16 protein-coding genes and 1 pseudogene are annotated in these 24,741 nt (G+C 69.5%); 6 read left to right on the top strand and 11 right to left on the bottom strand.

Annotated elements, in window-relative coordinates; translation table 11 throughout:
- Window positions 1-232 precede the first annotated feature (232 nt).
- Complete coding sequence (locus ACIQE0_RS20675; RefSeq protein ID WP_366340224.1) at window positions 233-826, top strand: snapalysin family zinc-dependent metalloprotease; 594 nt, start codon at window positions 233-235, stop codon at window positions 824-826.
- A gap of 408 nt (window positions 827-1,234) precedes the next feature.
- On the opposite strand, the gene ACIQE0_RS20670 is transcribed toward ACIQE0_RS20675, so the two are convergent.
- Both ACIQE0_RS20670 and ACIQE0_RS20665 read right to left on the bottom strand, forming a co-directional pair.
- The gene (locus ACIQE0_RS20670) at window positions 1,235-1,981 is read right to left on the bottom strand and encodes an SOS response-associated peptidase (RefSeq protein WP_402334136.1); all 747 of its coding nucleotides are present in this window, start codon (window positions 1,979-1,981) and stop codon (window positions 1,235-1,237) included.
- Between the two features lie 280 nt (window positions 1,982-2,261).
- On the bottom strand, window positions 2,262-2,387 hold the full coding sequence (locus ACIQE0_RS20665) for a hypothetical protein (RefSeq protein ID WP_402334133.1): 126 nt from the start codon (window positions 2,385-2,387) through the stop codon (window positions 2,262-2,264).
- A gap of 253 nt (window positions 2,388-2,640) precedes the next feature.
- Between ACIQE0_RS20665 and ACIQE0_RS20660 the strand changes: the two genes are divergently transcribed.
- Entirely contained in the window at window positions 2,641-3,150 is a 510-nt protein-coding gene (locus ACIQE0_RS20660; protein ID WP_402334130.1) for a hypothetical protein, read from the top strand.
- Between the two features lie 241 nt (window positions 3,151-3,391).
- On the opposite strand, the gene ACIQE0_RS20655 is transcribed toward ACIQE0_RS20660, so the two are convergent.
- The 3 genes from ACIQE0_RS20655 to ACIQE0_RS20645 form a co-directional block, all read right to left on the bottom strand.
- Entirely contained in the window at window positions 3,392-3,907 is a 516-nt protein-coding gene (locus tag ACIQE0_RS20655; RefSeq protein WP_402334127.1) for a 2,4'-dihydroxyacetophenone dioxygenase family protein, read from the bottom strand.
- Window positions 3,908-4,151: 244 nt separating this feature from the next.
- Window positions 4,152-5,033: a zinc-dependent alcohol dehydrogenase family protein gene (locus ACIQE0_RS20650; protein WP_402334221.1), complete on the bottom strand. Its 882-nt coding sequence runs from the start codon at window positions 5,031-5,033 to the stop codon at window positions 4,152-4,154.
- A 508-nt stretch (window positions 5,034-5,541) separates the two neighbouring features.
- Complete coding sequence (locus ACIQE0_RS20645) at window positions 5,542-6,390, bottom strand: class I SAM-dependent methyltransferase (RefSeq protein WP_402334125.1); 849 nt, start codon at window positions 6,388-6,390, stop codon at window positions 5,542-5,544.
- A gap of 257 nt (window positions 6,391-6,647) precedes the next feature.
- Here ACIQE0_RS20645 and ACIQE0_RS20640 point away from each other — a divergent pair, with 257 nt between their 5' ends.
- Window positions 6,648-7,247: a hypothetical protein gene (locus ACIQE0_RS20640; RefSeq protein WP_402334122.1), complete on the top strand. Its 600-nt coding sequence runs from the start codon at window positions 6,648-6,650 to the stop codon at window positions 7,245-7,247.
- 46 nt (window positions 7,248-7,293) lie between these two features.
- The gene (locus tag ACIQE0_RS20635; RefSeq protein WP_402334119.1) at window positions 7,294-7,827 is read left to right on the top strand and encodes a GNAT family N-acetyltransferase; all 534 of its coding nucleotides are present in this window, start codon (window positions 7,294-7,296) and stop codon (window positions 7,825-7,827) included.
- A 46-nt stretch (window positions 7,828-7,873) separates the two neighbouring features.
- Here the strand turns inward: ACIQE0_RS20635 and ACIQE0_RS20630 are convergent.
- A pseudogene (locus ACIQE0_RS20630) lies at window positions 7,874-7,963 on the bottom strand (AAA family ATPase); the annotation flags it as partial.
- 177 nt (window positions 7,964-8,140) lie between these two features.
- Between ACIQE0_RS20630 and ACIQE0_RS20625 the strand changes: the two are divergent.
- Window positions 8,141-8,305, top strand: a complete 165-nt coding sequence (locus ACIQE0_RS20625; RefSeq protein ID WP_402334116.1) for a hypothetical protein — start codon at window positions 8,141-8,143, stop codon at window positions 8,303-8,305.
- Window positions 8,306-9,413: 1,108 nt separating this feature from the next.
- On the opposite strand, the gene ACIQE0_RS20620 is transcribed toward ACIQE0_RS20625, so the two are convergent.
- Window positions 9,414-10,148: a S1 family peptidase gene (locus tag ACIQE0_RS20620; protein WP_402334218.1), complete on the bottom strand. Its 735-nt coding sequence runs from the start codon at window positions 10,146-10,148 to the stop codon at window positions 9,414-9,416.
- An 808-nt stretch (window positions 10,149-10,956) separates the two neighbouring features.
- Window positions 10,957-11,541: a hypothetical protein gene (locus tag ACIQE0_RS20615; protein ID WP_402334113.1), complete on the bottom strand. Its 585-nt coding sequence runs from the start codon at window positions 11,539-11,541 to the stop codon at window positions 10,957-10,959.
- Between the two features lie 532 nt (window positions 11,542-12,073).
- On the opposite strand from ACIQE0_RS20615, the gene ACIQE0_RS20610 reads away from it, so the two are divergent.
- Complete coding sequence (locus ACIQE0_RS20610) at window positions 12,074-13,279, top strand: glycosyltransferase (protein WP_402334110.1); 1,206 nt, start codon at window positions 12,074-12,076, stop codon at window positions 13,277-13,279.
- A gap of 205 nt (window positions 13,280-13,484) precedes the next feature.
- Here the strand turns inward: ACIQE0_RS20610 and ACIQE0_RS20605 are convergent, their stop codons facing one another.
- From ACIQE0_RS20605 to ACIQE0_RS20595, 3 genes are all read right to left on the bottom strand, one after another.
- Window positions 13,485-14,369, bottom strand: a complete 885-nt coding sequence (locus ACIQE0_RS20605) for an SDR family oxidoreductase (protein ID WP_402334106.1) — start codon at window positions 14,367-14,369, stop codon at window positions 13,485-13,487.
- Between the two features lie 79 nt (window positions 14,370-14,448).
- Window positions 14,449-17,010, bottom strand: a complete 2,562-nt coding sequence (locus ACIQE0_RS20600) for an FAD-dependent monooxygenase (protein ID WP_366332127.1) — start codon at window positions 17,008-17,010, stop codon at window positions 14,449-14,451.
- A gap of 4 nt (window positions 17,011-17,014) precedes the next feature.
- Window positions 17,015-24,223: an amino acid adenylation domain-containing protein gene (locus ACIQE0_RS20595; protein WP_402334103.1), complete on the bottom strand. Its 7,209-nt coding sequence runs from the start codon at window positions 24,221-24,223 to the stop codon at window positions 17,015-17,017.
- Window positions 24,224-24,741: the final 518 nt, after the last annotated feature.

Genomic DNA, 24,741 nt, shown 5'->3' with positions numbered 1-24,741 from the left:
GGAGGAGTCGGTGGTGCCGCCTCTGGTTCCGGACCTGCACGGCAAGACCGCAACGACCGGGATGCCTCATCACACACGATGCGTCACAAAGCGAAACCATGCCCAATTCCCTTAATACCAACAGGAGTTGACAGGGCCAGCGCGGCTGGTTGCGGACTTGTGGTGGCCGTTTTCCGCATGGTGCCCTTATCGCTTGCGGGGCAACTGATGCCTGAGGAGGCGTACGAGTCTCATGATCAATCGAATAGTCGCCGTGGCGGCGCTGATCCCGGCCATGCTGGGCACGACGGCCGGCAGTGTCGCGGCACAGCCGGAGCCGAAGGCAACCGCAGAGGTAATCACACTCACCTACGACGCCAGCCAAGCAGGACAGTGGGCAGACGCAATCAAACAGGCAGCGCAAAACTGGAACGCGGCAGTGCACAACGTGCACCTACAGCCCGCGAGTTCACCCAGCTCGGCCGACTACGTCTACGAGGCGACCAGCGGCTGGCCCCAGTCGACACTGGGCCCGATATTTCCCGGAGGCAGCGGCGAGGTACAGCTGGGCCAGGAAGCCGTGAACGAAGGCTACGACCTCACCCGCGTCGCCACCCACGAAACCGGGCACATCCTCGGACTCCCCGACGACTACAACGGCCCGTGCTCAGAAATCATGTCCGGCCACGGCCCCGGCCCTTCCTGCACCAACGCCAAACCCGACGCGGCCGAAGCAGCACAGGTCGACCAGAACTACGCGAGCGGCGGCACAGCCACAACACACCCGAAGCGCCAACAGATCGTGGTCGACGTCTGGCGCACCCCGACCCACTCCCCCACGCACTGACCAACCACCGGACAGACCGGGCCAGGCCAGAGTAGAGCAGGGTAGATCGGGCACCTTTATGTTTGCCGGCGGGGCGGGGCAGAAGCGGCGTGCCGGGCACGCCGGTGAACGGGCCGCTCCCCGGTCGGCAAACGTAGAGGTGCTTGAGGCAGGCCGATCAGCACCGCCACCACAGACGCCACCCGACCACACCCTCACTGGGAAATGCCAGGTCACGCCCCGCCATCGACCTCCGACACCAATACCAACATCGGCATCGGCATCGGCATCGGCATCGGCATCGGCATCGGCATCGAGGATCAACACGCGCATCACATGGGAGCGGCGTCGGCAGCTTGTACGAAGCCGCCACCGAAAGAACAGGGCTGCCTGGCGCTGAGGTTCGCGCCATTGCTCGCGGGCCCGGACTCAGGCGTCGGTGCGGTTGTCGGGGACCTCGTCCAGGAGGTGGGGGCCGTCGTTGCGGACGTTGTTGACCGCGGTGGACACGGCGCGGGCATCCAGACGGCCGCCGGCCGGCGTGGCCAGCAGGGCGCGCAGTTCGTCGGCGTCCTGGTGAGTGGGGTCGAGCCAGTCGGTCCAGTCGTCGGGCGCGATGGCCAGCGGCATGCGGGGGTGGACGCGTCCGGCGGTGTCGGTGGCCTCGGTGGTGACGATCGTGCAGGTCGTCCGCCACGCCCCAGGCGCGTCGTCGGCGACTTCCGGGTCGCGCCAGAACTCGTACAGACCGGCCAGCGCCATGACCTGACCATCGGTGGGTGCGATGAAGTACGGCTGCTTGCGAGCCTTGCTCGTCGCGGTCGCCGCGATGGTCTGCCACTCGTAGAAGCCGTCGGCCGGCAGCAGACAGCGGCGCTTGGCGAAGGCCCGACGATAGGCCGGCTTCTCCGCAACGGTCTCCACCCGCGCATTGATCATCTTCGAGCCGACGCTCAGGCTCTTCGCCCACGACGGCACCAGCCCCCACCGCAGCGACCGCAGCTGCCGGGTGACCTCACCGGTGTCCTGGTCGACGCGTTCGAGGACCGACCACACCTCGTCGGTCGGCGCCACATTCCAACTCGGCGCCAACACCAGATCGGCATCCCACCGCGTGACATCAAACAGATCGACAAGATCCTGCGGACGACGAGTGGAAACGTAACGACCACACATACCCCCACCCTCCCATCCAACGACGCCGCAGACGGCAGACTCGCGCACCGCGTCAGCGCGCAGTGGGCAGTGGGCAGTGGGCGGTGGGCGGTGGGCGGTGGGCGGTGGGCAACCGGAGCGTCACCAGTGCAACACCGTGCGGGTCTGCTGAAAGAACGCTGCAAACCTCCGTCGAGTGCTGACAGGTAGAGGGGGGTGACTTCACTTCGGCATGGCTTGGGACGTCGCCAGGAGGGCAGCGCGCATCCGAGCGTGAGGATGGCTTTGTGGGCAGCACTGGCTACCAGCCGATCTCGCCTGCGGCGTCGAAGAACCGCCCGCTGGGTCCGTCGATCGCCGAGGCGAGCCGCACGATCGTCGCGGCGCTGTGCGCGGGCGTACGGGTACCGGTGTGGTTGCTCGGCATGATCCTCTCAAGTCTCTTCTTACGAGGAGGTAGACGCGTACGACCCGTCAGCCGAGCCCAGGTGCAACGGCTCGCCCGGCCCGGCGGCTCGGTGCACCGGGCGGTCATGTCAGGAATCCTGACAAGTTGCCCAAAGGCCCGCCAGGCAGCGCGGGCGGCGCGATGGCGCGGGTGGGGCGGGTGGGGCGGGTATCGCAGGTATCGCAGCGAAACCCGCTCGACCTTCTCGACCCGGTGACGAGACCATGGACAGATGCCGTCGACCGAATCAGCAGCCCGCGCGCTTCAGGACCGTGCCGTTCTCTGGAGCATCGGCGAGGTCCGCGCGACCGACGTCGTTGCGGGTGCCTGCGACGCACTCGTCGCAGGCCTCGACACTCCCGCCCTGCGGATCCTGGCCGCCTGCACACGCGCGGAGGCAGATGACGACGTCCCCGAGCTCCTCCCCCCAGCACTCCATGAACTCGGCCTGACCTTCTACCCGTTTGACAGCGCCGACGGACGCGAAGCAGCCGTACGCGCACTCGCCGCCCGGATGCTGGCCAGCGAGCTGACGCCACGGGAACTGGCCTTCCGGATCCACCAGCGCTTCGGCCACGAGCTGCTTCTGGCCGAACCCCTGGCCGAACTGGACGACGAGTACGGCATCCTCGAATACGACGGCCGGACATCGGCACAGGTCGACGCCGACGTGACAGCCGAAGCCCTCCGACTCACCCGGCGTCCTGAGGTTCCCGCCGACACCACGGACACACCGGCCTGAAGCACCGTGACGGGGCCGTGGGTTCACGTGGAAGGCCCTCGGTCTGCCTGAACGCCTGAGGATCACAGCTCCGGACTTCCCCACTCCCCCGGGCCACAGACGGACCGGTCAGGACTTCGTCGGCGTCGGCGTGGCCGTTGGCGTGGGCGTTGGCGTCACACCGGCGTCGGCCGGCCGCATATCCTCGGTTGAGAAACCGAAGCCGCGGTCAGGACGTCGGCGCTGCCCCTGGGACCCTGGGTCACAGGTAGAGCGACCGGTTGATCGGGATGCCCTGCTCCTGACAGCCGCGTTCGTAGTGATCGATGAACCAGAAGACGTCCACCACCTCGGCCACCTGGCCCTGCTCATCGAGGAACTCCACCGGCCCGTTCAACCAGAAGACCGTCTTCATGCCCTCGTCGGAGACCAGGGTGTGAGTACGCCCCGGGCTCTCCCGGATGAAGTCGCCCGGCCGGCCCACCCAGTCATATTCCTGGTAGCGCCAACTGCCCTCCAGGACATAGCCCGAGACCGGGCCACGGTGCCGGTGACAGCCCAACGATCCCCCGGCCTGCACCCACAAGACGTTCACGGCCGAGTTACTGCGGACATCGAACGTCAGATGCTTGATCATCACGTGCGGGACAAAGGGAAGCCACGGTGAAGCCGCCTCTGCGATATGCCCTTCCGGCAGCGCATACTGATCCCGGCGCTGGTCCATCCTCGCTTCGATCGCGGCCAAGCCCTCCGCGCCCGGGGTCACTCCGCTCGTCATAGCTGATGCCCTTCCTGCTCGATGCTGGGACGGACACACGCATACCCATGTTCGGCTCCCCGACCTCAGCACAACAGTGCCTTCCCGGCCGACAGCCGTACTTCTCTTCCTGTGGGACCGTACGTCGCAGCCCGACCTTGGCGCTCTGCCGTACGCGCACAAGGCCGGCCTCGACCCTCGGATCCTGCTGTGTGTCTACGCGACTGCGCCCGCGGGTGAGGTCCGGTCCTGCCTGGTGCGGCTGTCACGTCTGCAGGTCGATCAGGATCTTCCCCGTACGTGCGGCCGCCGGACTGCGGAAGTGGTCGACGAGTTCGCTGAGCCCGACGCGTGCCCCCACAGACGTGTGCAGGAGACCACGCCGCAGATTCTCAAACACTGGCGCGAACATCCCGGGCAAATGCCGCCCATCGCCCCTCTGGACACTGTCGCGCAGGCGGAACAACTCCACACGAGCACCGCCCCGGCCCGTGAAACACTGAGCCGGGAGCGGCGTCCCCGACAACAGGCCGTAGTGAACGAACGTCCCCTCACCCGCCGTCAGCGCGAACACCTCGCCACCCACGCCACCACCGACGCAGTCGAAGGTCACCTCAGCACCCCGCGGCCCGACCACCTCCCGCAACCGCTCGCGCCATCCGGACTCATTCGTTGCGACCACAGCCCGCCACTGCGCCGGATCAGCCACAGCACGCCCCGGCGTCCCCCGCACGACCCCCACCGGCGTGATGCCGCGATCAGTCAGAAGCTCCGCAAGGTGCCGGCCGATGGCCGACGTGGCCGCCGTGACCACAACCCTGCGCACACCCGGCCGGCCGAACCGCTCAACCATCATCGTCGCCGTCAAAGGGTTGATGTAGGCGAAGCAGGCAACCTCGTCGGGCACATCGTCCGGCACCGGAACACACCAGGAGTAGCCAAGCCGCTTGAACTGCTGCCAGTTCCCCGCCGACCCGAGCGGAAGCACACGTCGCCCCAACGCCCCGGCGGGCACCCCCGGCCCGACAGCGTCGATCACACCGACCCCCTCGAACCCGGGAACCATCGGAAACGACGTCCGTGACCCGTACGCACCCGAAACAGTGACCTCGTCAGAGGGATTAACAGTCGCCGCGAGCATACGCACCGCGACCTCCCCCACACCGGGAACCGCAGGCCCCTCCACATCACGGACTGTCAAAACATCAGCCAACCGACCAGGCGAGTCAGCAATCGCAGCCAGCACCAGCAACCTCCTCCCCTGCGCCCAGGTCCCCGTGTCCCTGCGCCCAGGTGTCCCCGTGCGCGTGTCAGCACCCCATCCTACGAACGGCGAGAAACACGCCCACTACGGGACACATCCCCAGCCCGGCCCGATCCGCGCAGAAAGGTCCCGTATGCCTCTGCCGCCCGGGCGACCAGTTCGTCAACGCCCTGGTGCGACGCATGTCCCCAGCGCCACAGTCCACGACAAGGCAGGCACCCAACCAAGGAGCCGCTCGAACCAGCGATTCGCCGCCATCCTCCAAACGATCAACTCCCCGAAGTTCAGCGATCACAGGCGGTCACTGCGCGCATGACCGGTTGGCCGCCAGGAGCCTGGCTCCACTTGATCAGGCCCCTGGAACCGACCCTCCAGGCAACCGGGAGACGCGCTACCGGCGGACCGCCGAGATCAGCCCGCCGGGCCCCTCCGCACGCTGCGGCGGGACGCTGATCGGACGGCCGTAGGCGGCAGCACGCTCGCGCAGGGTGTGACTGTCGGCCTCCCAGCCGTGCCCGGCCAACCAGCCCACCGGATCATCGGGCATCTCCGAAACCCACATCGACGCCGCCGATCCCGGCACAGCGTCCGCGCCGAAACGCTCGATCACGCCACGCGAGCCCAACGTCAGCCCCATCCAACTGCCCACCGCCGACCGCGCGCCGATCCGGGCCAGCAGCAGCTCCACCGCATCCTGGGGCAGATAGATCAACAGCCCTTCGGCGATCCACACGGTCGGCACCGCCGGGTCATGCCCTGCCGCGGCCAGCGCGCCCGGCCAGTCCTCACGCAGATCCGCCGCGACAGTGATCCGCTCGCAACGTGCGACAGCCTGCTCCTGGCGCAGCACCGAAGCCTTGAAGTCCAGGGGCGCGGCAGTGTCGACCTCGAACAGCCGGGTCCCCTCGGGCCAGTCCATCCGAAAGGCCCGGCTGTCCATGCCGGCGCCGAGCAGCACGACCTGCCGGACCCCGGACGCGGAAGCCTGCCGCAACAGGTCGTCGAGGAACTTCGTCCTGATGACGATGGAGAACGACACGGCCAGGCGGCGGCGTCGCGCGGCCTCGTCAGCGGGCGGCGCCGAGGAGGGCCACAGGCCGCCGGCGGCGGCGAAGGCCTGTGCCAGGGGGTCGCGGAACAGCGCGTTCTCCCGCTCGGTCTCCAGCGCCCGCACCCTGGCCACCCCCACCGCCGTGGCCCACACTCCCGACGGCTGCACTCGCCCCTGCTCATCGCTCATCGCGCCAGCCTAGATGATCGACTCCAAGAGGCCTGGCGAGCAGGAGCCAGATTCATACGCGGCCAGCCGGTCATACGCGCACCGACCACCCACGACCACAAAACCCCTCGGAGGCGATCCTCTCGATCCACCACACCATCGATCACATCGGCTCAACGAGACGCCACCAGCTCATTCCTGGCCACCCGGCCCAAGGGCCGCAAGCGGCGGCTGACCGTGCTGCGGCAGTTCTTCCGCTTCGCCGCTCGCAGCACATCGTGCTGGTCGACCCGACTCGCACCCTGACCGCGAAGATGCCCAGTGGCTTCCGCGGCAGGACTCTCACCCTGGACCAGCAGCGGGTCCTCTTCCGGCGCTGGACCACCGACCGGCACGTCCACCCGCACGAAGCCCTGGTGGGCATGCTCGCCCTGCTGCACGGCGCCTCCAGTGTGGAAATCCGCATGCTCCGGATCGACGACGTGAACAGTGCGACTCAGACCGTCCGGCTCGGCAAGCGACCCCATCCCGTCCCCTTGGCCCCCGCCAGCTGGGCGGTGCTGGAACGGTGCCTGGCCCATCGCGACGCATGGCCGACGACCAGCCCGCACGTGATGGTCACCAAAGGAACAAATGCCGGGCGAAGCCCGGCCTCAACTGCCTATCTTTCCCACGTCCTTGACGACTGCGGATACGCGCCCCGGATGATCCGTAGCACCCGTCTCGTGGATCTCGTGAACACCATGGACCCGAAGCTCGTCGCGGCGGCCTTCGGCATGGACGCCCAGGGTGTGCCGGCCTATCTCGCCGACCGCGTCGACCCCGATCGTCCGCAGACCCTGCCGAAAATCGATCGCGCGACACCGAACGGAACATGAGGATCGACAACCGACGTCAGGCACCTCAACGGAAAGGAGGAACGACATGGTCGGTCCGGTGGCATTGCAGCAGGTGGACGACGAGTGTTTGGAGGAACTCCTCGCGGTGGCCGTCGACGATGCAGCACCCGAGGAGGTTATGCCGCCCGTGGCCGGTTCACCTGGATGGACGCCCGAACGACAGGACGCCTTCCGGGCCTGGCATCGTGCTCGGCGCCCCGGACTCGCCGGCCCGATTCGCGAGTCCACATTCGCGATCACGTATGGCGGGAAAGTTGTGGGTTCAGCCCGTCTAGCTCTCCGTGAGAGCCTCGGCGTACTCGAAACCGGCATGTGGCTTGCCCGTTCCCAGCGCGGACGCGGAATAGGCACTGTCACCCTCCGCTTGCTCCTCCAGGAAGCTGCGAGAACGGGTGCGCGGGCGGTTGTCGCGGAGACCAAGACTCACAACACAGCGGCACTCGCCGCCTTGCGCCGCAACGGTGCAACGCTCATCACGAGCCAGGACGGCACCGAAGTTCACGCTGAGTTGCTACCGAAGGATACGCCGCCCACTTCGCCCTCCACCGCGAACCTGTGAGGTATCGGCAGTACCTTGCACGACTTCGCCGGAACAGGTGCGCTTTCGAGAAGGACTCGTTGGAGGCGATGGCGACGCTGTTCTTCTCCTCGCGTTCGATCAGGACCTGGAAAAGGAGTTCGGCGCCGCGGCGGTCGAATGCTCTACGGTCGAGCCGGATTCGAACTACTCCGCAAGATGATTCTGCTGCAATAGCCTCCGCGGCCATCAGGCAGCATGAGCCCGGTTCCTCGCCGCGCCACGTGCGTGGCCGGGAACACGGCGGCTCGGCAGGGCCCGCGAGCGGTGCGGAAGTGAACGACGGAGGCAAGACATGAAGACAAACACGGACATGGGTTCGCTCCGCTGGGCGGTGGCCTGGATGTGCGTCACCTTTACCCGCGGCCTGATCCCAGAGGAGGTCTTCACCCGGTACGGAGCCGACCCGGACCAGGCACGCCTGCTCAACTGGGACGCGGACCGAGCCCCCCGACGGTGAACCCACCACCCAAAGCGCATGAATACGGACCTGTCAGCCCGAGCAGAGGATCTGAGTGAACCCCGGAAGGACAGTGTCAGCAGCCCGAGCGAGCCAGGAAAGTTCCGGTTCACCGCTTTTGAGCGCTCTCGTACCGTGACGAGCCGGGCCGCGAACCGTTGATCAGGTCATGGTCAGGTCTGGGGTAATGCGATGGCTGGTCCTCGTACTCGTGCTGGGCGGAACCTGTGGATGCATGGCAGTGCAAGCACCAGGACCCACAGCAGGACGACACGGTGCCACACCGAGAACCTCACCATCACGGTCACCGGGAACACCAACTCCAGGCCCAGCGGCAGGTGCAGAGCACCAGCGCGAACAAGAAGCCGGAAAAGCACCCGCTGCCGGTGAGCAGCACCACGACGGGCATCCCGCGACACAGCCCGTCAGCGGAGCCGCGGGGACAGGAAGCGAAGCGGACAGGCCAGGAGGCGCAGCGGACGGGCCCGCGAACGGAGCGGCAGGGCACCCTCGACAGCCCGCACAACCACCATCCTCAACCACCTCTCCACGAAACCCTGTTCACCACCAACCCACAACCGCTCCCGTACCCGCCCCGGCACGACGACCAGCAACAGCACCGACACCCACACACATGACAGCACGCCAAATGCGACCACTATGCGCCGCAGCAAAAGGCCGACTCCAACCAGAAATGGTCACCCTCTGCCGACAACTAGCCCAATAAACCAACAGCCACACAGCCGCACAACCCAGTGAAAGCAGGCTGCTTCCGTGCCGGCCTGCGCCAAGGGCATCCAGGCGGTCTTCGAGCCGACCTGGTCCGATGGTCGCCGGGGCGGCCGGCAGAACGGGCGGAGATAGATAGCGGTGCCGGCACCTTGACTATGACTAGCCGAACCGACCTGTCCGCCGTCGCCCGCCCGTAGAGGCTTTGACGGTGAACCAGCCGATTCGGTTTCCGCGAAGGCAACCGAATCACGCAGGGGCGCCCCAGTGATGCTGGAGATGGCGCCGGCGGGGATGAACAGGCGCCATATGTCGAGGTGTCACGCGTGGCGCCACACGCGGACGCCGACGGCACACCGTCTCGCGCCCGCGCTCCGTGCTACTGCCGGGTGACTGAGCGGATCCAGGCGAGTTGCTGGGAGACTTCCCCGGCCTCGGCGACCTCCTGGCGGTCAGAGCCGTCGAAGACGCCAAGGAGGGTTTCACCGCCCTGTGGGGCGATGCTCATCACCGGCCCGCCGGAGTCACCACCGGCGGGAATCCCGGACACCTTTTCCATACAGAAGTCCGAACCGCCCGGCACCGTGTACCCCTCACAACGAGGGTCGTCCGGACGCACGACCCGCAGGTCCGACTGCTTGAGCACAGCGGACTGGCAGGTGTTTTCCTCACCGGTGCAGGTAGCGCCCCACCCGTACTGACGCACGACCTGACCAGGGCGGACCCCCGTAGTAGCCAGGCGCGCGGCGCGGATCTTCATCGGCGGGACCTTGACGAGCATCATGTCCGCATGCGCGCTCCCCACGCGTGTGCCAGGCACCGGGCGGACCGTGGTGCCCTTGCGCATATCGAGGTTGCCGACCCGGAACGAGATCCGCTTGTCGGCGATCGGCTGCCCCTGTTCGAAAAAACAGTGCGAGGCGCTGATGATCCACCGGGATGTGACCGCTGTCCCGGTGCACTCCGGTTTGCCGTCGACGAGCATGCGCACCGCCCACGGACCGTAGGTGCTCTTCGACCCGCCGATCACAGCGAAGGCCGGCGCGGACGACATCACCGCACCCATCACCATGGACAAGGCGGCCAGCAGCAGGACACGAACGCGACACATCATCAGGACAACTCCATCTCCCGTCGGGCCTGTATCGGGGCCTGTAGTGGAGGAGATGCCCTGCCGGGCCCGAAGGTTCCAGGTGCCCTGAAAGCGACGGCCCCGCGGGCAGAAGCGGCGCGACAGGGCCTTCGTCAACCATCCCGGTTGCTGCAGGCCAGCGCGACCGTCGATCAATTCAACGGCAACCCCACAGTGATCACCAGCATCGCGGCGGCGCCCACGGGGGACGTGTGGCTCAGCTATTCCGACTGCGGCCTCGTGCGCAGGGTCGCCGCGAACGGGGCGCGCGTGGGCCCGCGGGACCGGAGGTCAGGGCGTCTACGAGACATTCGGCTTCGTACTCCCCCACTGAGCGTTTCCGTGAAGGCGTTCGCGACAGGTGACGGCACCGGAGCGGAGCACGATCGCGTCCGGTGGTCCCGTCTCCTGCTCCGGGACGACGTCCGGTGGCGGGCCCGGGCACTGTCGATGCTCAAGGCTGCCTGAGCGAAAGCGCGTTGCGTGGGTCACGGCGTGGCGGTGCGCGGTGCGGGCGCCGGGGGAATCGATGATTCCGGCGTTGTCGTCGGACCTTGGCGGGCTGGTGCCCGGGCCGTTCACCGCGGCGTTGTGATTCCCGCACCCCATGTCTCTTGGGCGGGTCGACCATCCGCGCGCCCCTCTGTGGCGCGCCGGGCCGGACGCCCCGGCGGTGTGCCCGGAGGGGGCTGCGCGCGGCGCGGACGACGGCCGTCACGCAAACCGCGGCCGACGGTAGAGGCGATAGCGCGTCAACGGCCCTCATGCGCGGGCTCGTTGGCGGCTGGGGTCAGCCGACGGCGGTGTTGTAGTTGACGATTCCCTCCACCATGAGGGCGGCCGCGCCGGTCAGTGGGTTGTCCGCTCCTTTGCTCACCACGTCGGGCAATCGGTGTGCTTGTTCCTCGGTGGCTGTCACCATGCCCCAGAATGCGTTGAATTCCGAAGGGTCTGACGGTTTTTCGGCGGCCGACCTGACTGTCGCGACGCCGTTCTCCTCGACCACGGACAGTGCGCCCACCTGCCGTAGCGCGTCGGGATCCGGCTCCTCGGTGGCCACTACGCTCCAGCCGGTCTCCGCTATTCGTTGCCATGCGGCGAGAAGGCTGCCGGCGCTGTCCGCGCCGGTGAGGACGATGTCAGGCAGGACCAGGGCCACCGGCCCCTGCGTCATCGGCAAGGCGGACCGGATCGCGCCGTCGAGGCCCGATTCAAACGCCTCGTCCTGGTAGACAAAGACCATTTGAAAGGTTTCGGCGTAGCGCGCGAGATAGCTCACCGTGTCGAGCTTGTGTGCCCTGAACACCACGACCACGCGCACGTTGAGCCCGCTTTCGGCGAGTTGGACAACGGCCTCCAGGCTGCGGTCGAGCACTGTGACCCCAGGGGCCAGGGAGTGCAGTTCCTTTGAGTAGGGCGCGCTGAAGCGCGTTCCGAATCCGGCGCACGGCAAGATGATCGAGACGTCAGGGATGGGCGCGGACGATCTGGGCATCGAGTGGCTCTCAGGTTGTGTTGGCGATCGGGTCCCCCGCGCGCCTCGCCGGCTACGGACGGCCCAGGGCCGACGCGGTCGCGTCGGCCGGAAAGGCACGCTGGGCACTCACCGTAGTCACCGGGGACGGTTCCGGGCGAGACCGGAGCGTCGATCGACGAGATCGTCCGCGAGGGGCCCGGGCGGGCGTCGATCCGTGCATACGCCTGGGGTGGGGCGAGGTGTGCGTGGGCGCCAGGTATCTCGGTGTTCGGGGCGAGGTCTGCGTTCAACTGCCCGCGAAACCCCGCGAAGTACACTGCTGCCCGCACATCTGCCACGGCCGACGCATCACCGCCGACGGGGGACCGTTCGAAGGCTGAGCCGGCACGGGCCGGGACTCATCGGGCGACGGAACGGAAGAGGGCGCGGAATGCGGGTGCTGTTGTCGACATATGGGACGCGTGGCGATGTCGAACCGTTGGTGGCACTCGCGGTGCGGCTGCGGGAGTTCGGCGCGGAGGTGCGGATGTGTGCGCCGCCGGATGAGGAGTTCGTGGAGCGGCTGGCGGGTGTCGGCGTGCAGTTGGTGCCGGTCGGGCCACCGGTGCGGGCGTTGATGCGCGGGGCGACTGTGCCGTCGGCGGCGGACCTGGCCCGGTACCGGGCCGAGCTGGTTGACGCGCAGTTCGAGATCTTGCCTGCGGCGGTCGACGGGTGTGACGCGCTGGTGGTGGCCGGTCTGGCGCAGATAGCCGCGCGGTCCGTGGCCGAGGCCGCGGGCGTCCGCTACGTGTACGCGAGCTATGCGGCGGTTCATCTGCCGTCGCCGTATCATGCGCCGCCGCCGCGGCCGGGTTGGCCGGAGCCGGGGGTGGAGGACAACCGGGCGCTGTGGGAGTTGGACGCCCGCAATGTGAACGCGCAATTCGGCGAGGCGCTCAACGGCCACCGGGCGTTGCTCGGTCTGCCGCCGGTGGACGACGTCCGCGACCATGTCTTCACCGACCAGCCGTGGCTGGCGGCGGACCCGGCTCTGGGACCGTGGCGGGAGACCCCGGGCCTCGACGTGATCCAGACGGGCGCGTGGAGCCTGGCGGACGAACGCCCGCTCCCGGCGGACCTGGTGGCGTTCCTGGAGTCGGGTGCGCCGCCGGTCTACGTGGGCTTCGGCAGCATGACCGCGTCGCAGGACATCGCCCGTGGGGCCATCGAGGCGCTGCGCGCGCAGGGGCACCGCGCGCTGGTCTCCCGCGGTTGGGCGGAGCTGGGCCTGGTCGACGAGCGAGACGACTGCTTCGCCGTCGGCGAGGTCAACCAGCAGCGTCTGTTCGGCGAGGTGGCCGCCGTGGTGCACCATGGCGGCGCGGGCACGACGGTGACGGCGGCTCGGGCGGGCGTGCCGCAAGTGGTGGCGCCTGCCCGGATGTCGGACAACCCGTACTGGGCGGGCCGGGTGGCGGATCTGGGCATCGGTGCGGCGCTCGACGGTCCGGCGCCGACCGTCGAGTCCCTGGGCGTCGCGTTCAGGACGGCCCTGGCGCCCGAGGCCCGGGCGCGGGCAGCGGCTCTGGGCACCGAGATCCGCACCGATGGGGCGGCGGTGGCCGCCAAGCTGCTGCTCGACGCTCTCGGGTAGGTGGGGTCGGCCCGGTACACGAGGTCCGCGAGGTTTCGTGCCTCCTCCCCCGGCTCGGTCAGCCGTCAGGGTTCGTGGGTTGATGTTTCTCGGTGCGGTATGCGTTTTCGCGGCTGCGCGGCTCCGTGAGGACCTTCCCCCTCGCTCCCTCTCCAGGTGGAGGTCCTCACGTTCCGGCTTGGTATGCGGTAAGCCTGGTCGGCCGCTATCGGGGCTTGGTGATCGCGTTGAGGGCGCGGTCCAGGGCGGTGTCCGGCAGCAGGCGGGACAGCGTTGCGGCGGTCCGGGCATCGGTGCCGACGCAGTAGCGCGTCCGGGGCCGGGGTGCGGTCAGTGCGCGGAAGACGGTGCGTGCGAAGTCCTCCGGGCGTGTGTTGCTCGACTGCGCGCGTTGCTCGTTCGTCCGCAGGAACCGTTCGAAGGAGGCTTGGTAGAGGGCGGCGATGTCTGCGGGGGCCTTGCTCAGGATCTCCTGGCCGGCCTCCCGCACCTTGCCCCAGATCGGGGTGGCGATCGCGCCCGGCTTCACGACGGTGACCGAGACACCGAAGGGTCGCAGCTCGCGGCGGAGGACGTCGCTCATGCCCTCCTTCGCGAACTGCCCCGTCGCATAGGCGCCGAGGTAGGGAAGTGCCACGCTGCCCAGGCCCGAGGAGATGTTGACGATGCGTCCGCGGCTTTGGCGCAGCTGTGGCAGGAAGGCCCGGGTGGCGGCGAGGGTGCCGACGACGCTGGTGTCGAGCTGCTGTCGCAGCGTTTCGGCCGGTACGCACTCCAGGGGTGCCGAGAGGCAGGTGCCGGCGTTGTTCACCAGTGCCCATACGCCCTGCTCGCCCGCGGATTCGGTGATCTCGGCGGCGGCCGTCCGGAGGGACTTCTCGTCGGTCACGTCGATGAGTACCGGCCGCAGTCGCGTGGAGGATGCCTCGGCGCGCAGCTTGTCGCCGTCCGCCGTCTTGCGGACTCCGGCCATGACGCGGAAGCCGCGCCGTTCCAGCTGGAGCGCGCACTCCTTGCCGAGTCCGGAGGAAGCGCCGGTGATGACGACGATGCGTCCGGCCGGAGGCAGTAGCCGGGAAGGGCAGTTCAACAATGCTTTCTTCTTCGGTCGTTGGGGTGTGGGGTGGGTGTCTTGTCGCTGTCGGTGTCGGTGGCGGGCGTGGGGCTGGTCAGTGGGAGACGTGGGGTGTGTCGGGGTCGGTCCGGATCGCGGAGAGCAGGGTGTGTACGGAGGCGTCGGCGATGTGGTGGGCGCGTGGTGCGGGAACGATTCCGTCGATATGGCTGAAGTTCCAGGTGAGTTGGTTGTGGCTGGTGAGGGCGGTGGCGACGATGGCGCCGGTCACCGAGATGCCGGCGATGAGCTGGGTGTCGGTGATGCGCCAGGGGCCCGTTCGGTCGGGGAAGTCGTGGCGGCCGAGGTTGGAGAGGCACAGGTTGAGCGGGCCCTGTTCGTCCATGTAGCGCATGAAGGTTTCGTCGTCGGTCGATGTGCTGGGGCCCGACCGGCCCAGCAGGTTGACCAGGGAGAGGTGTTCCTCGCGCTTGCGGCGGTCCGCCAGGTCCTGGCTGATGGCGCGGGCCATGGGCCACAGTGGTGTGCCCGGCCGGTACAGGACGCGGGAGGGAAGGGTGGCCGCGTAGGTGCCGGCCTCGTCGTGGGAGACGGCGGGGTCCAGTTCGGCGCGGAAGTCGAGGGGGGAGCCGATCGAGAAGTGGGCTGGTTCCGGTGTCCCCGCCTCCTGGGCGACGGCGGTGACCATGGCGGCGGCGAGGGCGCCGTGCACCGTGACGTCGTGCCGCTTGCAGGCGCCGACGAGCAGTTCCAACTCTCCGCCGGTGAGGGTCCTGTGCACCATGCGGGTCCGCCGCTGGCGGAAGGGCACGGGTTGGCTGGGGGTGACGCGTCGTGGTTGCAGCCGTCGGGCCTCGCTCTCGTCGCGCTCCATCAGCGCCGTGAGGGCGGCGGTGCCCGCCTCGCCGCGGTGGCGGTGCGGCAGCAGGTCCTCGGCGGCCGGCAGTGTCCGGCGCGACGTGGGTGACGGTTCCTCTCCGACGGTGAGTTGTGCGGCGATGTCGATCCACTCCCGCAGGAGGGACAGTCCCGTCGTGCCGTCGGCTATGCAGTGCGCTGCGGTGAGCAGCAGGTCGTGGACGTCGTCCTCGCGTGCGGCGCCCTCTCGGGTGATCACGACGGTGCGCAGCAGCGGTCCGTTGCGCCAGTCGAGGTGTTCGGCCAGCTCGTGCTCGTTGACCTCGTGTTCCCACCGGGTGTCGGCGTCGGGGTCGGCGGCCGGTATCCGGACGTTCCGCAGGGGGATGGGCCGCCCGCCCACCGGGCGGAACGCGGGGGCCGCTCCCCCGTCGTCGCCGCTGATGGCGGTGCGCAGCAAGGGGTGGCGGGACTGGAGGATGTCCAACGCGCGGCGCAGCAGGGGCAGTTCGAGGGGGCCGTGGACCCGGGTGCGGAAGACGCCGTTGAGGGGTGAGGTGCGGTCCGCGATCCAGTACCAGCGTTCCAGGGGGCTGAGGGTGCGTCGGACGCGTGGGGCGGGGTCCGGGATGCCGGGGAAGGTGAGGGCTTCGGCGTTCTGGCGGGCGAGTTCCTCGCGGGGGGTGAGGCGGAAGTAGTCGTCCCGTACCTTGCGTTGTTCGGGGGTGTCGGCCTGTTCCAGGTCGCTCATCGCGCGGGATGCGGCGACCATGGCGCGGGTCCGGTCGCGGCGGCGGTCCTCGTAGGTTCGCAGGGCGAGGGGAAGGTCGTCGTGGGCGCCGGGCTCGGCGAGGGTGTGGGCCAGGACCACGGCGTCCTCGATCGCCATGGCGGAGCCCTGGCCGAGGGTGGTGAGCATGGGGTGTGCGGCGTCGCCGAGCAGGGTGACGGGGCCTTCTCCCCAGCGTTCCAGGAAGGTGCGGTCGCGGGAGGGCACGGCGAGGATGTCCTCGGGCGGGGTGGCCTCGATCACGGCCCGTACCTCGTCGGTCCAGTCCGCGTAGGCGTGGGCGATCTCGTCCTTGGTGCCGTCCCAGGCGTGGGAGCGGGCGGCGGGCATGTTCTTGGTGCCCCACCAGTAGTAGCGGCCGTGGCCGATGTCGATGAGGCCGAAGCGTTGTCCGCTGCCCCAGTAGTGGCGCACGCTGCCGGGGGTGAGGCCGGGGTGGTGGAAGGGGACGATGCCGAGCCAGCAGACGTAGCCGCTGTCCTGGGAGGTCTCCGGTCCGACGAGGTGGTCGCGGATGGCCGAGTGGAATCCGTCGGCGCCGATGAGAAGGTCGCCGTGCGCCGTGCGGCCGTCCTCGAAGTGGACGGTGACGCCGGTGTCGTCGGTGGTGAAGCCGGTTGCAGCGGCGCCCAGGTGGAGGGGGCAGTCCCCGGCCGCCTCCAGCAGGGCCTCCTGGAGGTCCGAGCGGCTCAGGCAGACGCTGGGCGCGCCGACCTGCTCGCAGACCTCCTTGAAGGGCAGGTCTCTGATCTCGTGGCCGCGGTGGTCCAGGACGGTGAAGGATGTGGCGATCTGGCCGCGTCGGTCCAGGCCGAGGTCGATGCCCAGCGTGGCGAGGGCGTTGACGGCGTTGCTCATGACGGACAGGCCGGAGCCGGCGGCGCGCAGTTCGGTGGCGCGCTCGTAGAGCGTCACGTCGATGCCGACCCGTCGGAGGGCGGTGGCGCAGGCCAGTCCGCCGATGCCGGCGCCGATGACGAGGGCCTTGAGGGGCTGGTTCGTTGACATGTCGTCAGTTCTCCTTGTGGGGTCCGGTCGGGTCGGTGCTGATCAGGTCTGCGACCGTGCGGGCCACGTGTGCCACGTGCGGCTCTTCCATGATCGTGAGGTGGTCTCCCGGGACGCCGATGACCTGGACCGGGCCGCCGGTCATGTCGCTCCAGCCGTTGGTCTCGTCCTGGTGTCGGCTGCCGGCGGCGCCGTGCATGGCGGCGAGGACGTCCGGCAGTGGTTGCCTGGCGCGGATCAGGGTGAGCGCCTGGTCCCCGGCCTCGGGTCGGTAGTCCAGTGCGGCCTTCCAGTTCGCCCGGTAGACGTGGAAGAGTCGGCGGATGACGGCCCCGGAGCTGCCGGCCGGCAGGACGCCGGCGTCGGTGGCGAGGTGGGCGATGAAGTCGAACTTCTCCTCCAGCGTGGTCAGTTCGTCCGGTATGACCTCCATCGGGGAGTCGCCGCCGCGCTCCAGCCAGAGCAGTTCCCAGAAGAACCAGCCCAGGAGTGCGTCGTCGTCGTGGCGGTGGCGGTGCCCCTGGTTCAGTGCGGTGGTGTCCAGGAGGATCAGGTGGGCCACGTCCTCGCCGGCGGCGCGCAGCCGGCGGGCGATCTCGAAGGCGACGAAGCCGCCGAAGGACCATCCGCCGAGGGTGTAGGGGCCGTGCGGCTGCACGGTGCGCAGGGCCTCGATATAGCTGTCCGCGATCTCCTCGACGGTGCGCAGGGGTGTGGTGCCGGGGTCCGCTCCGGCTGCCTGGAGTGCGTACAGCGGTTGGTCGTCCGGGAGGTGGCGGGCGAAGCGTACGTAGCACAGCACGTTGCCGCCCATGGGGTGGACGAGGAACAGGGGCGGGCGGGTGCCGTGGGGGCGGATCGGTACCAGGGGGTCGTAGGCGGCGACGGCGTCGCCGGCGCGCAGCCGTGCCGCGAGGCGGGCCACGGTGGGGGCCGCGATGAACTTCGACATCGGGATGTTCACCCCGTAGCGCTGCTCGATCTGGACCACCAGGCGCATCGCGGTGAGTGAGGTGCCGCCGAGGTCGAAGAGGCTGTCGTGCACGCCGACGGTCGGCAGCCGGAGGAGGTCGGCCAGCATCTCGGTCAGCGCGCGTTCGTGGGCGTCGCGCGGCTCGGATCCGGTGGTCTCGGTGGTGGGGGTGAGCGGGAGTCGGCGCAGGGCGGCGTCGTCCCGCTTTCCGCTGGGGGTGAGCGGCAGGTGGGTGACCCATTGCAGGTGGGCGGGGACCATGTGGTCGGGCAGTGCGGTGCGCAGTCGTTCGCGGATGCCGGTCAGGTCCGTGCCGGTGCCCTCGCCCACGAGGAAGCCCGTGAGGAGGCAGTCGCCGTTCTCGTGGTGGCGGGCGACGATCGCGGCGTCGCGCAGGCCGGGGTGGTGCGGGGCGAGTGCGTTGACGGCCAGTTCCACCTCGGCGAGTTCGACGCGGAAGCCTCGTACCTTGACCTGGGTGTCGGCCCGGCCGGCGTAGGCGAGGGTGCCGTCGGGCAGGACCAGGCCGAGGTCTCCGGTGTCGTAGAGGTTGCGGTCCTCGTCGGTGAAGGGATGGGGGACGAAGCGTTCCTTGGTGAGGTCGGGGCGGCCTTCGTAGCCGTCGGCCAGGCAGGTGCCGCCGAGGTAGACGGTGCCGCGGGTGCCGGCGGGCGCGGGGCGCAGCCGGTGGTCCAGCACGTAGGCCTCGGCGCCGTCGACGGGCCGTCCGATCGGGGGCAGTGCGGGGAATGCGGCCGGGTCGCCGGTCATGGTGAAGGTGGTGGCGACGTGGGTTTCGGTGGGCCCGTACTGGTTCTCCAGGACGGCGTCCGGGAGTGCGGCGCACAGGTTGCGGATCTCCTGGGTGACGCGCAGTTGCTCGCCGGAGGAGATCAGTATCCGCAGTGCGCGGGGGGTGATGTCCAACGCCTGTGCGGTCTCGGCCAGTTGCTGGAGTGCCACGTAGGGGAGGAAGACCCGTTCGATGCCCTCGCGGTCGATCAGTCGCAGCAGTTGCGGCATGTCGCGCCGCTCGGCGTCGCCCACGAGGTGCAGTGTGCCGCCGGTGCACAGGGTGGAGAAGATCTCCTGGAAGGAGACGTCGAAGCTCAGCGGCGCGTACTGGAGGGTGGCGCCGCCCGCGGCGCCGCTGGTGGCCGCTGTCTGCCATGCGACGAGGGCGGCCAGGGAGCGGTGCGGCATGGCCACGCCTTTGGGCCGGCCGGTGGAGCCGGAGGTGAACAGGACGTAGGCGGTGTCCTCGGCGGGGAGGTGGGCCGGGGGTTCCGCGTCGGGGCCCGGGGTCGGTTCGGTCACTGACGCGGCGGGCAGCAGCAGTGACGGGTCATCGACGAGGTGGGTGTGGGGAGTGTGGGTGATGACGCGGAAGGGCCGGGCCTGTTCGAGCATCGCGGCCAGCCGTCGGGCGGGGTAGCCGACGTCCAGTGGCACCACGGCGCATCCGGCGCGCAGAACGCCCAGGATCACGCCGATCGTCTGCGGTGAGCGGTCCATGGCGATCCCGATCCGGGCCCGGGGCGGGGCGCCGAGTCCGCACAGTCGCCGGGCCACCCGCTCGGCGGTCTCGGCCAGTCGGGCATAGCTCCACCGCTCCTCCCCCATGGCCAGGGCGGTTGCGTCCGGTGTGCGGGTGGCCTGCTGAGTGAAGCGTTCGACGACGGTGGGGTGGGGGGTGGTGGGGGCGAGGACCGGTCGGTCGGCGAGGAAGGCGTAGTCGGGCTCCGCGTGGGGGTCCTCGACCATGCGCCGCAGGATGCTTCGGTAGGCGTCGGCGTAGAGGCGGGCCTGGTCGGTGGAGATGTCGTCGCCGCAGTCGATCCGCAGCCACACCCGTCCGCCGTCCGGTTCGGTGACGGCGTTCACCAGGAGTCGGAAGTCGGTCTCCTCCCAGGTGCGGAAGGACCGCAGTCGTATGCCTGGTACGCGGAGGACCTCGGACAGCTGGTGGAAGTGGACATAGTTGAAGGCGGTGTCCAGGACGGGGCTGCCGTGGTCCTCCTGGATGGCGCTGAGCGGGTAGCGGCGGTGGGGGTGGGCGTCCTGTTCGTGGCGGAGGGCCTGTCGTGCCACGTCCAGCCATGTGGTCTGTGCGAGGTCGAGGCGCATGGGCACGGTGTTCAGGAAGAGTCCGGCGGTGCGTTCCGCGTGGGCCAGTTCGGCTCGTCCGTGAGTGATCAGTCCGGTGGTCACGTCGTGGGTGCCGGCCGCGCCTTCGGTTCCGGCGAACATGCCCAGTGTCAGGCAGTGCGCCGCGAAGAGTACGGACTTCACGGGCAGGTGGTGCGCGGAGGCGAACTGCCGTACCTGTGCGACCAGTTCGTCGGGCAGGTCGGCGCGGTGTGTGGAGGGTGCCTGGGCGGTGTCCGGCAGGTGTGCCCCGAGTGCCTCGATCCGCAGGGGTTCGCAGCCGGCCAGTCTCTCCTGCCAGTACCGCCGTGCGTCCGCGGATGCCAGGGCGGCCTGTTCCTCCCGTACGCAGGCTGCCGCGGAGGGTGGTGCGGTGGCGTCGACGGGGCCGATGGCCAGTCGCATCCCGTGTGCGTAGTCCTGGAGGAGTTCCTGGAGGAGGTTGGCCACGCTGCCGCCGTCGAGCAGGGCGTGGTGGAAGCTGAGGACCAGGTCGACGGCGTCGGGGCGGACGTGTGCCCGGAAGAGGTAGAGCGGGGCCTGTTCGAAGGCGTAGGGGTGGCAGCGGCGTTCCTCGATGTGTGCCCGGACCTCGGTGTCGGCCGCGGTGGGCTCCCAGGCGCGCAGATCGACGATGTCCAGGCCGTCGGGTGCCTGCGGGCGGACGATCTGCAACGGTTCGGAGAAGCCCGCCAGGTCGAAGGCGGAGCGCAGCACCGGGTGGCGTGCCACCAGCCGGTCGAAGGAGCGGCGGAAGGCGTCCTCGTTCCAGGGGAGTTCGAGGGTGTACTGGAAGACGTCCTTGTAGGTGGCGGAGTTCTCGTGCCGGCGGCTGTGGTAGAGCAGGCCGAGTTGGAGCCGGGTGAGCGGCCAGGCGTCCTCGGTGCCTTCCAGGCGGGCCCGGTCGACGCCGGACACGAGGGCGAACGGGGCGGGGGCTTCGTCGTTCCCGGGTTCCGCCAGGCTTGCGACGCAGGGGGCCAGCCCTGCGACCGTCGGGTTGCGGACGAGGTCGGTGAGGGAGAAGTGCAGGCCCTGCGCCTCGGCCTCGGCGCGCACCTTGAGCATGAGGATCGAGTCGCCGCCGAGGGTGTAGTAGTCGTCGTGGACGCCGACGGTCTCCCGGTCCAGCACCCTGGCCCAGATCTCGGTCAGGGCCGCCTCGGTGCGGTTGCGGGGCGGCCGGCCGGCGGCCGGTTCGGCGGTCTCCTGGAGCGGGGGCAGCGCGCGGCGGTCGGCCTTCCCGTTGGGGGTCAGTGGGATGGCGTCGATGCGTGCGAAGGCGTCGGGGACCATGAACGCCGGTAGCGTCCGGGCGAGTTGTGCGCGTAGTTGTGCGTGGTCGAGGGCGGTGTCGGCGACGTAGTAGCCGGCCAGGCGGGTGCCGCGCGTGGCGGTGGTGTGGTCCACGACGATGGCGTCGCGGACGCCGGGGACGGCGCGCAGGGCGCCCGCCACCTCTCCCGGCTCCACGCGGTTGCCGCGGATCTTGATCTGGCCGTCGATCCGTCCGAGGTACTCCAGGGTGCCGTCCGTCAGCCAGCGGGCGAGGTCGCCGGTGCGGTAGAGGCGGCCTGCCGGGACGAAGGGGTCGCGGACGAACTTCTCGGCGGTCAGTTCCGGGCGGTCCAGATAGCCCCGGGCGACACCGGCGCCGCCGATGCACAACTCACCGGCGACGCCCACCGGTTGCGGCAGTTCGTCCGGGCCCAGGACGTAGAGCCGGGTGTTGTCGATCGGCCGGCCGATCGGAACCCGTGCGACGCTCCGGGCGGGGTCGTCCGGGCAGTCGTAGTACGAGACGTCGACGGTGGCCTCGGTCGGTCCGTAGAGGTTCACCAGTCGTACCGGGCTCGTGGCACCGGGTGTGCCGAAGACCTGGTTGAACTGGTCCACCCGTGCCGGTGGCAGCGCCTCGCCGCTGCAGAAGACGTACCGCAGGCAGTGCAGGCCCTCGCGTGCCTCCGGCGTTGCCTGGAGCAGGTCGAGGAAGGGGCCGAGCATCGAGGGGACGAAGTGCACGACGCTGACCCGCTGTTCGCGGAGGGTGCGCAGGATCTCCCGCGGGTCCCGCTGGCCGCCGGGCGGCAGCAGGGCCACCGCGGCGCCCTCGACGGCCCACCAGAACAGTTCCCACACCGAGACGTCGAAGGAGACCGGCGTCTTCTGCAGCAGCACGTCGTCGTCGCCGAGCGGATAGCGGCGCTGCATCCAGGCGAGGCGGTTGACGACGCTGTGGTGCTCCACCATGACGCCCTTGGGTCGGCCGGTGGAGCCGGAGGTGTAGATGACGTAGGCCAGATCGCGGGAGCCGGACAGTGGGGCGAGCGGGGCACCGCTGCCGTGCAGCAGTTCCTGGACCTGCCGCACCTTCGTCTCGTCGGCCACACCGGTGGTGGGGCCGTCGCCGTCCACGATGACCACCTTGGCGCGGCTGTCCTCCAGCAGGAGCCGCACGCGTTCGGCCGGGTAGTCGGGGTCCACCGGGACGTAGGCGCCGCCGGACTTCAGTGTGCCCAGGAGCGCCACCAGCAGGCGGGGGCCCCGCTCCATCATCACCGCGACCCGGTCGTCGGGGCCGACGCCCTGCGCGCGCAGGGCCCGGGCGACGCGGTTGGCCTGCTCGTCGAGTTCGGCGTAGGTCAGGGTCTCGCCTGCGGCGCCGATGACGGCTGTCTGGCGGGGGCGGCGGGCGGCCTGCTTCTCGAACAGGCCGTGGAGTGTGGCCTGTTCCGCGTAGGGCACCTTCGGACCGTGGCTGCGCACCGCCGTGAGGTCCTCGTGTTCGGTGGGCCGCAGCATCGGGACGGTCGCAACGGGCCGGTCCAGCATGTCCACGCCGTGCTGGAGGAGGGTTTTGAGGTGGCCGGCGACCGAGGCGATGGGCAGGTCCTCGTCGAAGACGTCGAGGGCGTAGTCGAGGTCGATGTGGATGTCGGCGGTGTCGTCGAAGGCGTTCACCATGACGCCCAGGGCGTCCTGTTCGTGCGAGGGGGCCATCATGGCCGTCTGCCGTTCGATGCCCGGTATCGCTGCCGGCCGTGGCCAGTGCAGGTAGGAGAGGGTCACGTCGAAGAGCTGGCGGGGGCCGTCGGCCGGTGTGGCCAGTTGGCGCAGGGCGTCGCCGAGGGCGAGGCGTTCGTGGCTCCGGAGCACGCGGATCGCCGCCTGGGTATCGGCGACGAGTTCCCGCACCGTCTGCCCGTCGCGTGCCGCGATCCGCAGCGGCAGCGTGTTGGCGAACTGGCCCAGGATGTCCCTGTGGTGGCCCGCCGGCCGGTTGAGGAAGGGGACCCCGAGGACCGCCTCCTCGCTGCGGTGCAGCCGGGTCAGCCAGGTACCGAACATGGCGGCGAGGTAGGCGAACGGCGAGAGGCCGGCGGCGCGGACCCGGTCGGCGAGGCCGCCTTCGACGACGAGCGTGTGGCGACCGCGGCTGCCCTCGTCCGCCGTGCGTGCGAAGAGTGCGGGCGATACGCCGGCGAGGGCTTCGCGGTGGAAGGCGCGGTCGCGCTCGCTCTCGGCGCCCGCGCGATAGGCGGCTTCCTCCTCGACGAAGGCGAGGTAGGAGGACGGCTCGCGGCGGGCGGTGTGCTCCCGGCCGGCACCCGTGGCCCGCGCGTAGTCCTCAAGGATCTCGTGGCTCAGCCGGTGGAAGGTCCAGCCGTCGGCGACGATGTGGTGTGCCTTGATGTGCAGATGCGTGACGTCCGGCCCCTCCCGCAGCAAGGTGGCTTCGGCCAGGGCGCCGCCGTCCGTGAGCGGCAGCGCCGTCGCCATCGAGCGCCGGATCCAGGCGGCGCACGCGAGGTCCGGTTCGGGCTCCTGAGCGAGGTCGATCCGGCTGACCCGGAGGGGTTCGTCCGCCACCCACTGGAAGGGGGTGCCGGCGTTCTCGCCGAACCGCAGGCGGAAGGTCTCGTGGCGCCCCAGCATGTTCTCGATGCACTCGGTGAGCGCGTCGTGGTCGACGTCGCCCCGCAGACGTTCGTGGAGGACGCAGTTGAACTGCGGTGATTGTGGAGCCTGAGAACCGGCGGCCCAGACATCCCGTTGATACGCCGTCAGCGGGCTCTGCGCGTGTCCGTTCACGTGCACCTGCGTTCCACGGAGAGCTGCTCCGGCAGCCGCGGTCCTCTTCATGATCGACATCATGCCTACCCGCGAGTAGATCCGCGGCGGGCCGAGAGGGCAGCCAGGCATAAGGGCGGCGAAATCACGCCAAGGACCGCGAGCGTCCCTCTCGCGTACATACCAGACCCGGCAGTTCGACGATCTACCTGAGTGATCCCGTCCGCCGGCCGGAGCCAGAGCCTCCTTTTGTGCGTGTGCCGTGTCGGTCGAAAGTTGTCCGAATCCGAGCGGAAGGCGTGCGAGCCCGGGGAGGAGCTGATGAGGCCGGCGGTGAAACGCCGCGGGGAGGGCGGGAGTTCGCGTTCGTGCCCGGCAACCCGCCTGACGGGCCCGGGCACCGGCGCACCGGCGACGTCGCCACCCTGCCCCGACGCGGCAGTCGAAGGGCAGTGCCGTGCGCACCGCGGGGCACCGGCTGGCCGCGTGCCCGCGTGCGGCGTAAAATTTGCGGAAACTGGATTCCCTTGATTACCACA

The sequence above is a fragment of the Streptomyces sp. NPDC093097 genome, assembly GCF_044754325.1.
Classification (GTDB): domain Bacteria; phylum Actinomycetota; class Actinomycetes; order Streptomycetales; family Streptomycetaceae; genus Streptomyces.
Note: the sequence above shows the minus strand (reverse complement) of the source record. Positions and strands in the feature narration are given on the sequence as shown.

What these genes read in the sequence shown, in the direction of transcription:
- ACIQE0_RS20675 (WP_366340224.1), top strand. Translation starts at nt 233, where the DNA reads ATGATCAATCGAATAGTCGCCGTGGCGGCGCTGATCCCGGCCATGCTG.
- ACIQE0_RS20670 (WP_402334136.1), bottom strand. Translation starts at nt 1,981, where the DNA reads ATGTGTGGTCGTTACGTTTCCACTCGTCGTCCGCAGGATCTTGTCGAT.
- ACIQE0_RS20665 (WP_402334133.1), bottom strand. Translation starts at nt 2,387, where the DNA reads ATGCCGAGCAACCACACCGGTACCCGTACGCCCGCGCACAGCGCCGCG.
- ACIQE0_RS20660 (WP_402334130.1), top strand. Translation starts at nt 2,641, where the DNA reads ATGCCGTCGACCGAATCAGCAGCCCGCGCGCTTCAGGACCGTGCCGTT.
- ACIQE0_RS20655 (WP_402334127.1), bottom strand. Translation starts at nt 3,907, where the DNA reads ATGACGAGCGGAGTGACCCCGGGCGCGGAGGGCTTGGCCGCGATCGAA.
- ACIQE0_RS20645 (WP_402334125.1), bottom strand. Translation starts at nt 6,390, where the DNA reads ATGAGCGATGAGCAGGGGCGAGTGCAGCCGTCGGGAGTGTGGGCCACG.
- ACIQE0_RS20635 (WP_402334119.1), top strand. Translation starts at nt 7,294, where the DNA reads ATGGTCGGTCCGGTGGCATTGCAGCAGGTGGACGACGAGTGTTTGGAG.
- ACIQE0_RS20625 (WP_402334116.1), top strand. Translation starts at nt 8,141, where the DNA reads ATGAAGACAAACACGGACATGGGTTCGCTCCGCTGGGCGGTGGCCTGG.
- ACIQE0_RS20620 (WP_402334218.1), bottom strand. Translation starts at nt 10,148, where the DNA reads ATGATGTGTCGCGTTCGTGTCCTGCTGCTGGCCGCCTTGTCCATGGTG.
- ACIQE0_RS20610 (WP_402334110.1), top strand. Translation starts at nt 12,074, where the DNA reads ATGCGGGTGCTGTTGTCGACATATGGGACGCGTGGCGATGTCGAACCG.
- ACIQE0_RS20600 (WP_366332127.1), bottom strand. Translation starts at nt 17,010, where the DNA reads ATGTCAACGAACCAGCCCCTCAAGGCCCTCGTCATCGGCGCCGGCATC.